This window comes from Nannocystis pusilla, from assembly GCF_020073745.1.
Lineage (GTDB): Bacteria > Myxococcota_A > Polyangia > Nannocystales > Nannocystaceae > Nannocystis > Nannocystis radixulma.
The window spans coordinates 145,375-157,976 of sequence record NZ_JAIRAU010000015.1 but is presented as its reverse complement, the minus strand read 5'-3'; the positions used below and the strand labels follow the sequence as shown (position 1 = coordinate 157,976).

The 12,602-nt window shown below is 72.6% G+C and carries 7 protein-coding genes and 1 riboswitch; of the genes, 3 read left to right on the top strand and 4 right to left on the bottom strand.

What is annotated here, in order from left to right:
• Positions 1 to 89 precede the first annotated feature (89 nt).
• The gene (locus K7C98_RS13965; protein WP_224192135.1) at positions 90 to 1,154 is read right to left on the bottom strand and encodes a saccharopine dehydrogenase family protein; all 1,065 of its coding nucleotides are present in this window, start codon (positions 1,152 to 1,154) and stop codon (positions 90 to 92) included.
• An 88-nt stretch (positions 1,155 to 1,242) separates the two neighbouring features.
• Between K7C98_RS13965 and K7C98_RS13960 the strand changes: the two genes are divergently transcribed.
• Complete coding sequence (locus tag K7C98_RS13960) at positions 1,243 to 3,054, top strand: STAS domain-containing protein (RefSeq protein WP_224192134.1); 1,812 nt, start codon at positions 1,243 to 1,245, stop codon at positions 3,052 to 3,054.
• 91 nt (positions 3,055 to 3,145) lie between these two features.
• Here the strand turns inward: K7C98_RS13960 and K7C98_RS13955 are convergent, their stop codons facing one another.
• A complete protein-coding gene (locus tag K7C98_RS13955) occupies positions 3,146 to 4,693 on the bottom strand; it encodes a DUF4215 domain-containing protein (RefSeq protein WP_224192133.1) in 1,548 nt (515 codons plus the stop codon).
• Positions 4,694 to 5,054: 361 nt separating this feature from the next.
• Positions 5,055 to 5,148, top strand: a riboswitch (TPP riboswitch).
• Between K7C98_RS13955 and thiC the strand changes: the two genes are divergently transcribed.
• Both thiC and K7C98_RS44770 read left to right on the top strand, forming a co-directional pair.
• Complete coding sequence (gene thiC, locus K7C98_RS13950) at positions 5,138 to 6,883, top strand: phosphomethylpyrimidine synthase ThiC (RefSeq protein ID WP_224192132.1); 1,746 nt, start codon at positions 5,138 to 5,140, stop codon at positions 6,881 to 6,883. It overlaps the preceding riboswitch by 11 nt.
• Positions 6,880 to 9,312, top strand: a complete 2,433-nt coding sequence (locus tag K7C98_RS44770; protein ID WP_224192131.1) for a sulfatase-like hydrolase/transferase — start codon at positions 6,880 to 6,882, stop codon at positions 9,310 to 9,312. The genes thiC and K7C98_RS44770 overlap by 4 nt, the downstream gene beginning before the upstream one ends.
• Before the next feature lie 458 nt (positions 9,313 to 9,770).
• On the opposite strand, the gene K7C98_RS13940 is transcribed toward K7C98_RS44770, so the two are convergent.
• Positions 9,771 to 11,270, bottom strand: a complete 1,500-nt coding sequence (locus K7C98_RS13940; RefSeq protein WP_224192130.1) for a proton-conducting transporter membrane subunit — start codon at positions 11,268 to 11,270, stop codon at positions 9,771 to 9,773.
• Positions 11,267 to 12,589, bottom strand: coding sequence for a proton-conducting transporter membrane subunit (locus K7C98_RS13935; RefSeq protein WP_224192129.1), 1,323 nt, complete (start codon positions 12,587 to 12,589; stop codon positions 11,267 to 11,269). Before K7C98_RS13935 ends, K7C98_RS13940 begins: the two co-directional genes overlap by 4 nt.
• Between the last annotated feature and the right edge of the window lie 13 nt (positions 12,590 to 12,602).

The window sequence follows — 12,602 nt, the reverse complement described above, 5'->3', positions numbered from 1 at the left end:
GTCCGAGCAGCGGGCGACATGCAAGGACATGAGCATCAGGACATGCTCGCAAAAACATGCCCGGGAGGACATGCCCGCGAAAACATGCCCTAAGCGCCAGCCTGATCGGGCACCTGCAGCGAGCACCCGGGCAGCGAGGCGATGAAGCCGCTGCCGAACGCCGTCGCCGGGGTGTGGTAGCCGGGCGCGGGCGGCGACTCGAGGATCCGGCGGACGCTGGCGAGCGCGGTGATCACCGTCGTCTTGTAGCCCTCGGGCGTGCGTACGCGGCCCTCGACCGCGCGGCCGTCGGCCGCCTCGACGCGGCCCCAGATCTCCGCCGAGCCGGCCTCGCGGACCTGTTCGCTGGGACCGGTGACGCGGCGGTCGACGATGCCCTGCAGCAGCTTGACGACGGCCTTGCGGCGCAGCAGCGGCCCCAGCAGGCCGAGCGCGCGCATGCCCCGGATCTGTCCCTTGGGGAAGCACATCCACGTGGTGATGTTCTCGATCCCGGTGGACGCGTACGCGGTCGCCAGATCGCCCCACGGGATCGCCACGACCTGGCGCTCGCGCCCGCCGAGTCGGACGGTGCGGGTGCGCGAGCCGGGGGAGATCGGCACCAGGCGACCGTGCTCGCGCACGGCGCTGCCCTCGCCGAGGTGTTCGATCATCGTCTTGGCCGTGCCACGGCTGAGCTCGCCGAGCGAGAAGATCGCCAGCTCGAGCCGGACCGCGCCGGGCAGCGCCTCGGCCAGGGCTTTTGCCAGGCAATCGGACGGCACCACGTCGAAGCCGACGCCGGGCATGACGACGACGCCGCGGTCGCGCGCCGCCGGATCGAGCGCGCGGCAGGCCTCGAACACGGGGATCTCGCCGGTGATGTCGAGGTAGTGCGCGCCGCTCTCGAGGCAGGCCGCGACCATGGGCGCGCTGGTCCTGGAGAACGGCCCGGCGGCGTGCAACACCAGGGCGGAGCCGGTGACGCCGCCGAGGACCGCGCCCGGATCGTCGAGCCCGAACACCCGCGCCTGGCACCCGAGTTCACCGGCGAGGCGCCGGATGGCTGTCGCGTCGCGGCCCGCCAGAACCGGGCGCAAGCCCTCGGAGACCGCCTGACGGGCGATGAGCTCGCCGGTGTACCCGTTCGCGCCGTAGAGCACCCATTCGCGCATGCCCGCCGCTATAGCGTGGGTGCGGGCGTCCGCGCCACAGAAAGCGCTTGTACTCGGCGGCCGGTCGGCTCATCGTCGAAGGCGGCTCATGATCCCAGACCCGCGCGCCGAAGCAGGTTTCCACGGCCCCCAGGGCGTGGAACTCGCCACGACCTTCGCCCGGGCCCTCCTCGCCCTCGTCGAGGCCGACACCGACGACGCCGTCCTGCGCGCCGTGGCCTCCGCGGTGAGCAGCTACGGCCCGTCGCTGATCCGCTTTTACACCCTGCGCGACGACCCCGGCGACCCCGGGCCGCACGACCCGCGGTTCCTCGACCGCAGCGGTCCGCGGCCGGCGCAGGGCGACGCGACCGTGCCGACCCACGCCGAGCTGTCGAGCGTGTGGCAGGCCGGCATCTGCCCCGCGCCCGACCCGCTGCTCGGGCGGCCGTTCGCCCTCGCCGACCACCCGGTGCTCGCGCGCTGGCTGGCCGCGCCGCGCCAGGCGCTGGTGCTGCACGACCTCTCGGCCGACCCGCGTCCGGCCGCGCACCCGAGCGAGCGCAGCGCCCAGGCGCTGGTCGTCCTGCCGCTCACCACCGGCGGCGCCGAGCCGCGCTGGCCCGGCGTGCTGGTGCTGTCGTGGAAGATCGTCCACATCCCGAGCGCGCGCGAGCGGCTGGTCTACGACATGCTCGGGGCCGCGTTCGCCTCGTTCCTGGTCGCCCGCGACGCCCTGCGCGACCACCAGCGCGCGATCGACGAGGCCAACACGATCTACGTCGCCGCGCTCGCGCTGGCCGAGGCCGCCACGCTCGACGACACCCTGGCCGCGCTGGCCGAGCCGGCCCAGGCGATCGAGGCCCAGACCGCCGCGCTGTGGCTGCGCGACCCGGCCGACCCGACCCGCCTGCAGCTGCGCGCCGGCGGTGAGCCGGCCGCGCGCCCGCTCGCCGACCTGGCTGGCCTCTTCGCCAGGCCCAATGAGCCATGGCTGTTCGAACAGGTCCGATCGGACACCCCGGCCGAGATCGAGCCGGGCGCGCCGAGCCCGGCCGCGGCCGCGCACGGGGCCACCCTGCTGTTGCCGCTGGCCTGGGGCGGGCGCGAGGTCGCCCTGCTCGAGCTCGGCTGGGCCACCCCGCGCCCGCTGCCGACCGCGCTGCGCCGCCTCTACGCCGCCCTGGCGGGCCCGGCCGCGGTCACCCTCGCCGGCCGGGTCCTGCTCGCCGAGGCCGCCGCGGCCGCGCCCACGGGCGACCCCGGCGACCTCCAGGGCGTCGCGGTGGCCGCCGTCGTCGGCAGCGGCGACAACGTCCACGGCAACCTCGCCTACGTCGCGCTCGGGCTGCCCGCGGGCGCGGACACGCCGGTCGCCCGCGCCCTCACCGACGCACTCGGCGCCGCCGCCGAGCTGCGCCGCGACCTCGTCGGCGAGCCGGCGCTGGCGGTGTTCGCCGCCCCGCTGCCCGGCGCGCCCGGTGCGGCGGTCGGCGTCCTGCTCGACACCTCCGAGGACGCCCGCGCCGAGCGCCAGCGGCTCGAGGGCCGCGACGTCCTGCTCGAGCGCCAGAACGGCCTCTTGGCCCGCCGCGCCGCGCCGGTCCTGGCCATCGTCGACGGCCTGTCCGTCGTCCCGCTGACCGGCGCCCTCGACGAGGCGCGCGCGCAGCAGCTGCTCGACGTCGCCGCCGACGTCCCGCGCGGCCCGGGGACCCTGATCCTCGACTTCACCGCCGTCACCGCCGTCGATCCCGAGACCGCGCCGCTGATCCAGGAGGCCGCCCGCGGCCTCCTCGCCCGCGGCGTCAGCCTCATCTTCAGCGCCGCCCCGGCCGCCCTGGCCTCGACGCTGGCCGGCGAGCACATCGACGGCCTCGGCGATGCGCTCGCCAGCGCCCTCGTCTCGCCGCGCGCCTGAGGCCGCGCGGCGCGAACGGGGCCAGCTCGAAGGGACATGCCCGCGGGGGCATGTCCCTTCGAACATTCTCCTGCGGACATGTCCCTACGGCTCAGCGCACGTAGATCGTGTAGCGCCAGCCGGGCACCTCGATCGCCTCGATGTTGCCGGCCTTGCAGCACATGTTCTGGTCGTTCCAGTTGGCCCAGTTGCTGAAGATCGACGACTGGCGGTCGTAGCCCCACAGCATGATCTGCTCGTCGAAGCCGAGGCCGACGTGGGGGAAGTCGTCGCCGTCGCCGGTGCGCAGCAGGCGGGTGTTGCCGGTCGGGACGATGTCGAACTCGCCGACGTCGACGCCCGCGCCGCAGTACCCGTCGAGGTAGCACACCCCCGCGAGGCCCTCCGCCAGCTCGAGGCGGCCGTAGCGGGCCACGTCGCTGCCGCTGGTCGGCGCCCAGCCGAACACCGCCTCGGTGAAGTCGGCGAGCACCAGGCCCTCGGTGAGGATCGCCGGGCTGTTCGAGTCGGGCAGCACGACATCGGCCGGCGCGTTGACGGTGATGGCGTCGAGCATCGCCTGCGCCGCCGCCTCGCCGATCGGCTTGTCCATCATGTTGAACACGGCCTGCCAGCCGCCGCCGTTGAAGGTCATCTCGCAGAACACCTGCAGCGCGTCGAGCGGGCCGTCCTGGCCGTCGGGGTCGATGCTGTAGATCCCGTCCTCGCTCTCGAGCCCGAGGTCGCGGATGTCGCGGCAGTGGCGGGGCGTCACGCACTGCCCCTCGTGGCAGTAGCCCGACTTGCAGTCGAAGTTGTCGTCGCAGACCTTGGTGTCGAGGCAGCCGAAGCAGTGCAGCCCGCCGCAGTCGATGTCGCTCTCGCCGCCGTTCTGGACCCCGTCGATGCAGCTCGCCGGCGCGCTGCAGTCGTTCTTGCAGCTGTCGTTGTTGATCTCGTTGCCGTCGTCGCACGCCTCGACGCCGTCCTGCACGAAGCCGTCGCCGCAGCGGGCCGGCTTGCAGTTGGTGAGGCACTCGTTGCTGTTGTCGCCGTCGCCGTCGTCGCACGCCTCGACGCCGTCCTGTACGAAGCCGTCGCCGCAGCGGGCCAGCTCGCAGGTGTCGAGGCAGTCGTCGGTGTTGTCGCCGTCGCCGTCGTCGCACGGCTCGGTGCCGACGTACACGTGGCCGTCGCCGCAGCTGGCCAGCTGACAGCTGTTGAGGCAGCCGTCGCTGTTGTCGGTGTTCATGTCGTCGCACTCTTCGCCGACGCTGACCACGCCGTCGCCGCAGCCGGGGGCCTGGCACGCGCTCGTGCAGTCGTCGCCGTCCTCGGTGTTGCCGTCGTCACAGCCCTCGCCGGGGCCCTGGTAGCCGTCGCCGCAGGCCACCTTCGTGCACTTCGGCGTGCACGGGCGATCGGCCCCGTTGTCGGCGCCGTCGTCGCACTCCTCGCCGGCGTCGAGCACGCCGTCGCCGCAGGAGCCCGACGCCTCGGTGACGTTGTCGGTGGTGGGCCCGTCCGTCGTCTCGCCGGTCGACGACGTCGGAGCGCCGTCGGTGTCCTGGCCCGGCGGGTCGCTGGTACCACACCCCGCGAGGGTGAGGGCCACGGCGGTCGCGCAGAGGGAGATGAGAGCGTGCGTATGGGGATGCATGGGGGTCCTGCGTGGTACGAGTTCGGTGGCGCGAGCCCCGACCGGCGGGCGTGCCGGCGAGGATGTCGCGTCGCGTCGCTCAGGGCCGGCGAGCTGGGGGACGCGCCGGCGGGTGGGCCGAATGGCAACGGGAAATGCTCCGCTCCCCGAGGCCCCGATCCAACCCCTCGCTGGGGGTTCATGAGCGGACGAAACGCACAATAAACGGCGTTCTGCGCGATTTTGTGCCCTCACGGGCGAAGCGCATCGCGCTCGGGGTTTGCAGACCCCGACCGCGCCGTCGTTGCTCAGAAACACTAGCGCACAGGCTTTTTCTCGCGCAGATCACGTGCCCGCGGCGAGCGACATGCCGTATCGTCCTCGCCTCGCCTGGGGGTGGCCGCAAGGGCCTGAGAACATACCCCTCGAACCTGATCCGGATAATTCCGGCGGAGGAAAGTGCGAATGGACCGTCACGACGACACCACCGACAGCTCTGCGCGGCGCGCAGGATTGCCCATCGCGGGCCCCGACGTACACCCGCTGCGTCCCGTCCCTCCCCTCCACACCAGCTTCCCGAGCTCGAGCAAGATCGAGGTCGGCGACCTCAAGGTCCCGTTCCGGACCATCCAGCAGACCGGCGACAACCCCGACGTCGTCGTCTACGACACCACCGGTCCGCAGGGACATGACCCGAGAGACGGGTTGCCGCCGCGGCGCAAGGAGTGGATCGCGGCCCGCCTGGCCAACAGCGACGGCAACAACACGCAGATGCACTACGCCCGCCGGGGCGTCGTGACCGAGGAGATGCGGTTCGTCGCCATCCGCGAGCAGGTCGACCCCGAGTTCGTGCGCAGCGAGGTCGCGCGCGGGCGGGCCATCATCCCCGCCAACATCAAGCACCCCGAGCTCGAGCCGATGATCATCGGCCGCAATTTCCTGGTCAAGATCAACGCCAACATCGGCAACAGCGCCGTGTCGAGCAAGATCGAGGACGAGGTCGAGAAGCTGCAGTGGTCGACGCGCTGGGGCGCCGACACGGTGATGGACCTGTCGACCGGCAAGCAGATCAAGGAGACGCGGGAGTGGATCCTGCGCAACGCGCCGGTCCCGATCGGCACCGTCCCGATCTACCAGGCGCTCGAGAAGGTCAAGGGCAAGGTCGAGGACCTGAGCATCGACGTCTTCATGGAGACGCTCGAGGAGCAGGCCGAGCAGGGCGTCGACTACTTCACGATCCACGCCGGCGTGCTGCTGCGCTACGTCCCGCTGACCGCCCGGCGCGTCACCGGCATCGTCTCGCGCGGCGGCTCGATCTTGGCCAAGTGGTGCCTGCACCACCACAAGGAGAACTTCCTCTACACCGAGTTCGAGCGCATCTGCGCGCTGATGAAGAAGTACGACATCAGCTTCTCGCTCGGCGACGGCCTGCGCCCCGGGTGCATCGCCGACGCCAACGACGCGGCCCAGTTCGGCGAGCTGCGCACCCTCGGCGAGCTGACCGAGGTCGCCTGGCGCCACGACGTCCAGGTCATGATCGAGGGCCCCGGCCACGTGCCGATGAACAAGATCAAGGAGAACATGGACGAGCAGCTGCGCCTGTGCCACGAGGCGCCGTTCTACACGCTCGGCCCGCTGACCACCGACATCGCCCCCGGCTACGACCACATCACCTCGGCCATCGGCGCGGCGATGATCGGCTGGTACGGCACGGCGATGCTCTGCTACGTCACGCCCAAGGAGCACCTCGGCCTGCCCGACCGCGACGACGTCAAGGCCGGCGTCATCGCCTACAAGATCGCCGCCCACGCCGCCGACCTCGCCAAGGGCCACCCCGGCGCCCAGGCCCGCGACGACGCGCTCAGCAAGGCCCGCTTCGAGTTCCGCTGGCGCGACCAGTTCAACCTCTCGCTCGACCCCGAGACCGCGCAGAGCTTCCACGACGAGACCTTGCCGGCCGAGCCGGCCAAGGACGCCCACTTCTGCTCGATGTGCGGCCCGCACTTCTGCTCGATGAAGCTGACCCAGGACCTGCGCGACCTCGCGGACGGGGCGGACATGTCCCCGGGGACAGGCCTCGACGAGGCCGCGATCGCCCGCGGCCTGCGCGAGAAGGCCGAGGAGTTCCGCGCCGGCGGCGGCGAGCTGTACGTCCGCATGCGCGAGGACCTCCTGCCTGGCCATTCGGACAGCACCCAGGGCGCGGAGTGAGCCAGGACCAGCTCGACACGCCCTTCCCCGACGGCGACGGCGACGAGCTGTCGTCGTCGTCCAGACCCGCCGTCCCTGTCACGGCCGACGACGAGGCCCTGCGGGCCACCGTGCGCGACCTGCCCGAGGTCCGGGCCGGCCTGCGCAAGCGCCCGCGGGTCCAGCCGTCGCGCGGCGTGATCGCGGGCCTGGCGATCGGCCTGCTCGGCGCCGCCGCCATCGCGCCGATCGAGCAGAGCGCCCTCAACAGCCCGCTGGCCCCCTCCGACCTCGGCGCGGTGTGGGCCGCGTGGTCGCTGCTGCTCGGGCTCGGGGTCGCGATCGGCGTCATGCTCGCGCTGGCCGAGTGGTTGGTCGCCCGCCTGCGCTCGCGCCCGTTGCTGTCGGCGGCCGTGCGCGCCGCCTGCTGCCTGCCGGTGCTGATCCCGGTCTCGCGTCACCTGTTCGACGGCGCCTTCGCCAGCACCCTGCCCGGCGCCGGCACGGCGTTCGTGTGGGTCCCGCTGCTCGGCTGGGGCGGCCTCACTCTGGCCTTTTGGCCAGGTAGCAAGTGGCTGCAGTACCCGCGGCCCGACACCGTCGGCCGCGCCCCGCCGAAGGGCGCCGCCCTGCCGCTGTTCATCCGCCGCCGGCGCCTGATCGCCGCCGGCTTCGGCATCGGCGCGATCGCCTGCGAGTACGTCAACCGCACGTTCTTGCGCAGCGAGTACCCCGACATCCACACCATGTTGATCGTCGGCGCCTGCGCCGCCGCCGGTCTCTCGCTGTGGCTCGGCTTCACCCGCCCCTGGCGTTACGACCAGGTCGAGCGCCGCGCCCCCGTGGCGCAAGGCCGGGCGCTCGCGCTGGCGGGCCTCATCAGCGCCGTCATGGCCGTGGTCGCCAACCTCGTCGCCTGCGTCCAGCTCGGCCTGCGCGACCCCGACACCCGCTTCGTCGTCGCCACCCAGGGCATGCACACCCGCCTGCTCGCGCGGGTCGTCCGCGGCCTCGTCGACCGCGACGGCGACGGCCACTCGCCCGCGCTCGGCGGCGCCGACTGCGACGACACCGATCCCGCCGTCCACCCCGAGGCGCGCGAGATCATCGGCAACGACGTCGACGAGGACTGCGACGGCTACGTCGCCCGCGAGGACCTCGCCGCCGCGCTCGCGCAGGCCGACGAGGCCGCCGCGCGCAAGCAGGGCGTGTGGCGCGACGAGCCCGAGGTGCGCGAGTTCCTGCGCCGGACCGCGCCGATGCACCTCGTCCTGCTCAGCGTCGACGCCCTGCGCGCGGATGTCCTCGCGGACAGCCCCGAGAACCGCGCCGAGTTCCCGCGGATCTTCCAGCTGTTCGCCGACTCGACCGTGTTCACCCGCGCCTTCGCGCCCTCGGCCGGCACCGACCTGTCGCTCTCGGGCATCCTCACCGGCCGCATCGATCCCTTCACCCACGTCGACAAGACCCTCGCCGAGGCCCTGCACGACGCCGGCCGCGTCGCCCACGGCGTCATCCCCAGCGAGGTCCTGCGCTACGCCGGCAAGACCCTGCTGACCCGCGGCCTGCACAGCCACGACCGCCTGGTCAACGACGCCGGCCAGCGCGACGTCGGCTCGTACAGCACCTCCGCGCGCACCACCTCGCTCGGCCTCGCCTTCCTCGACCAGCGCCAGCAGGCCGCCGAGCAGGGCGGCGCCGCGCCGTTCTTCCTGTGGCTGCACTACTTCGACGTCCACGAGCACGACGAGGTCGACGGCGGCGACCGCAGCCTGCGGCGCGTCCTCGCCGATCCGAACCCCAGGCTCGGCCGGCGCGAGAAGTACCGCGCCATGCTCCGCCTCGTCGACGAGCAGATCGGCGCGCTCGTCGATCAGCTGGTCGCGCGCCAGCTGTGGGACAGGACCGTCGTCGTGCTCGTCAGCGATCACGGCGAGGGCCTCGGCGAGGACCCGCGCCTGCCCGACAACCACGGCCGCGTCCTCTACAACCCGCTGATCCACGTCCCGCTGGCGATCCGGATCCCCGGCCAGCCCGGGCGCGTCGTCACCGACCCCGTCACCGTCCTCGACATCACCCCCACCGTCGTCGACGTCCTCGACGCCGAGCCGATCCCCGCCCTCGACGGTCGCAGCCTCCTGCCCCACCTCGTCGCCGGCGCCCCCGACGACCTGCGCCCGCGCGCCCGCCCCCTGATCCTCAACGAGAGCGACCAGTACGGCGTCATCGCCTGGCCCTACAAGCTGCTCGTGCGCCCGGGCGAGAACCTCACCGAGCTCTACGACCTCAGCGGCGACTTCGGCGAGCGCAACAACCTCGCCGAGTCGGCCCCCCGCCGCGTCGGCGAGCTGATGCAGTATTACCACGCCGCCCCGCACGTCGACCTCGACCGCACCAGCCGCGGCCGCCGCCTGCGCGAGCGCAACGCCGCCGCGCCCGGCGAGCAGTGAACATGTCCGAAGGAGCATGCCCCTTCGCGCATGCCCCTTCGAGCATGCCCCTCTCGACATGCCCCGATCGCCAGCATGAGCTCGGGCTCAGGCCGGGAGGTCGCCAGCGCCGCCGCGCGAGCGCCTCGCCGCGGTGAATGACCCTCCGAAAGGACGCCAGACGGCTGTCTGTTCGGCGGCCGAACGGCCGTCGAACAGGCAGCAAGGGACATGTCTCGAGCAACAGCCCACATCGAAGCCCGCGACGGAGGGTCGGCTTCTCACGGGTGAGCCGTGCTCGGGGTCCGGGGATGGCTCGGCCGCGAATACGAGGGCGAGATGACCACGACGAAGTCGGGGTCATCGGCACGCTGAACTCGCGGCCGAGTCATCCCCGGACCCCATGCGAGGCGCATCCGGCAATACGCGAAGCGCCCGCCCCATCGCGCCGCGAGCCCAGGCGGGCCGCGCCCCACGGCTCAGTGGTCGTCGTCGTGCTCGTCCCCGTGCGAGTCGACCAGCGCCGGCGCCTCGACGCGCTGGATCGCATCGACCACTCCGCGGCGGACCGCCAGCAGCGGCTCGGGCAGGAACCCGCCGAGCAGCAGCGTCCCGATCATCCCCGCGATCGCGTACGCCTCCCAGCGGCGCAGGTCCTCGAACCCGCGCAGGTCGTCCGCGTGGGGCGACGGCGGCCCGAGGAACGTGCGCTTGAACGCGCGCCACAGCGTGATCCCGTTGACGGCGGTGACGATGAACAGGATCCCGACCACGAACGGGTGGTCGCGCAGGAGCCCCTGCCCGACCAGGTCCTCGGCGACGAACGAGATCGTGCCGGGGAAGCCGACCGCCGCCGCCGCCAGGATCAGGTACGCCGTCGCCATGCGCGGCGCGTTGTGGGCCAGCCCGCCGAGCTTGCGCAGGTCGGTGGTGTTGGCGCGGACCTCGACGGCCAGCGTCAGCAGCATCAGGCCGCCGCACTCGACCACCGTCGACATCGCCTGCAGCAGCGCGCCCGACACGCTGGCGTCGTCGAGCCCGGCGAACCCGGCCAGCACCAGGCCTGACTGGCTGACCCAGAACCACGCCACGATCCGCCGCAGGTCGAACTGGCCGAGCGCCAGGAACGCCCCGTAGAGCGCCGTGAGCGTGCCGACGACCATCAGCAGCGGCGCCGCCGACCCGAGCACGCGCGGGAAGATCGCCAGCGCCAGGCGGACCAGCATGAACGACCCGACCGGCGTCAGACACGTCAAGAGGGCCAGGTGCGCCGTGCTGTGCTGCGCCGCCGCCGGGATCCACAGGTGCAGCGGCACGATGCCCATGCGCAGCAGCGCCACGCCCAGCACCAGCGCCCCGATCCACGGCGACGGCGTGTACGAGCTGTTCGTCAGCGCCACCAGGTCGAGCGGGTCTGCCAGCCCGGCCGCCGACGCCTCGAACGCCAGCCCGATCACCGCCACCGCCAGCGCCAGCGTCGTCGCCACCACCAGCGACTTCATGATCACCTGCAGCGGCCGCGACCCGCGGCTCTTGGCGTCGAACCACAGCGGCAGCAGCGACAGCACGACGAAGATCGCCAGCAGCCCGGCGTCGAGCGCGAGGAAGCAGCCCATCAGCGCCCCCTCGACCACCATGATCTTGGCCCCCAGCCCGGCGCGCATCTCGGCGCGCGGCGTCATCAGCAGCACGACCAGCGTCAGCGCCGCCGTCAGCGGCAGCAGCACCGCGTTGAGGCCGTCGACCGCGAAGTGACTGTGCAGCCACCCCGATCCCTGCACGAGGTGATCGACCGCGTACTCGCGGCCGGTGCCCTCGTGCACGAACAGCGCGCAGGCGATCACGAAGATCGGGACCGCGAAGCTCAGCGCCAGCGCGCGCTGCTTGTTCGCCCCGCGCACGCCCCAGCGCAGCGCCGCCGCCGCGAGGAGCGGCGCCAGCCACAGGAAGATCAACGAGTACTGGACCCACGCGCTCATCGCCGGCCTCCTCGCTCCGACTCCCCGTGAAGCGCCAGCAGCCGCGACTCGAGTCGGTCGAGCCGGCGCGACAGCGCCATCACCGGGCGGACCACGTAGCGATCGAGCGCGATCTCGACGTCGAAGCGCTCGATCGCCATGCGGTACACGTACCGGCGCGTGCGCAGCCCCAGCGCCTCCCAGCGGACCGCGCCCTCGTCGGCCTCGGTGCGGCCGAGCGCCGCGCGGCGGGCCAGCGCGTCCTGCAGCGCCGAAGGCGTGCGCAGGAATTGGTAGTAGCGCAGCATCGCGTGGGCCACGAGGTGGATCGTGGCGATCGTGTACAGCCCGAACCCGATCTCGACGAACATCAGCCCGACCTGGCTCGCGGTCGCGTAGGACAGCGCCGACTTGGCGTCCGGGCTGGCCTGGCTGCTCATCGCCGAGATCACCGCCGTGATCGCGCCGACCACGATCATCATGATCTGCGCCGCCAGCGAGTGCTCGAGCAGCAGCGCCGCGCGGAGCAGCAGGTACACCCCCGCGTGCACCGACAGGCTGCCGTAGAACACCGCGCTCGAGGCCGTCGGGCCCTCCATCGCCCGCGGCAACCAGCCGCCGAGCGGGAACTGGGCCGACTTCCCCATCGCCGCGAACACCAGCGACAGGCCGACGAACGTCGCCGGCCACGTCATGCTCTCGGCCGCCTGCGCCGCCGCCAGCCAGTCGCTGGTGTGCAGCCAGCGGTGCAGCGACACGCCCGCGGTGAGCAAGCCGATGTCGCACAGGCGGTAGGTCACCAGCACGCGCGTCGCCGCCTTCACCGGGCCCTGGCGCTCGTGGAAGAAGCCGACCAGCAGCACCGACGTCATCCCGACGATCTCCCAGCCGACGAACAGCAGCTCGAGGTTGCCGGCCAGCACCAGCGTCTGCATGCCCGCGCCGAACAGCAGCATCAGCAGGAAGAAGCGGTTGAAGCCCGGCTCGCGGTGCAGGTAGCCGATCGAGAACTGGCTGGTCGCCAGCAGCAGCAGCGACACCAGGGCCGACACCGCCGCCGAGCGGCCGTCGACCACCAGGTCGATGCGGAAGTCGTAGCCCGCGCCCGAGTACCACGAGCCGAAGCCGAGCTGCAGCGGCCCGGCGGGCCCGAGCGCCCAGCCGACCAGGCCGACGAGCAGCCCGACGAAGCCGAGCCAGAGCGCCGTCTGGGCCACCCTGGCCACCAGGCGCTCGCTGCCGAGGCGCGGCGCCAGCAGCAGCGTGATCACCAGGCCGCCGAGCGCCGGCGCGGCCGGGGCCAGGGCGATCATGTGCGCGAGGGAGAAGAAGTCGAACATGTCGAAAAGACCA

Excerpts from the sequence above, each read along its gene's own strand:
- K7C98_RS13965 (WP_224192135.1), bottom strand. The coding sequence starts at position 1,154 with ATGCGCGAATGGGTGCTCTACGGCGCGAACGGGTACACCGGCGAGCTC.
- K7C98_RS13960 (WP_224192134.1), top strand. The coding sequence starts at position 1,243 with ATGATCCCAGACCCGCGCGCCGAAGCAGGTTTCCACGGCCCCCAGGGC.
- K7C98_RS13955 (WP_224192133.1), bottom strand. The coding sequence starts at position 4,693 with ATGCATCCCCATACGCACGCTCTCATCTCCCTCTGCGCGACCGCCGTG.
- thiC (WP_224192132.1), top strand. The coding sequence starts at position 5,138 with ATGGACCGTCACGACGACACCACCGACAGCTCTGCGCGGCGCGCAGGA.
- K7C98_RS13940 (WP_224192130.1), bottom strand. The coding sequence starts at position 11,270 with ATGAGCGCGTGGGTCCAGTACTCGTTGATCTTCCTGTGGCTGGCGCCG.
- K7C98_RS13935 (WP_224192129.1), bottom strand. The coding sequence starts at position 12,589 with ATGTTCGACTTCTTCTCCCTCGCGCACATGATCGCCCTGGCCCCGGCC.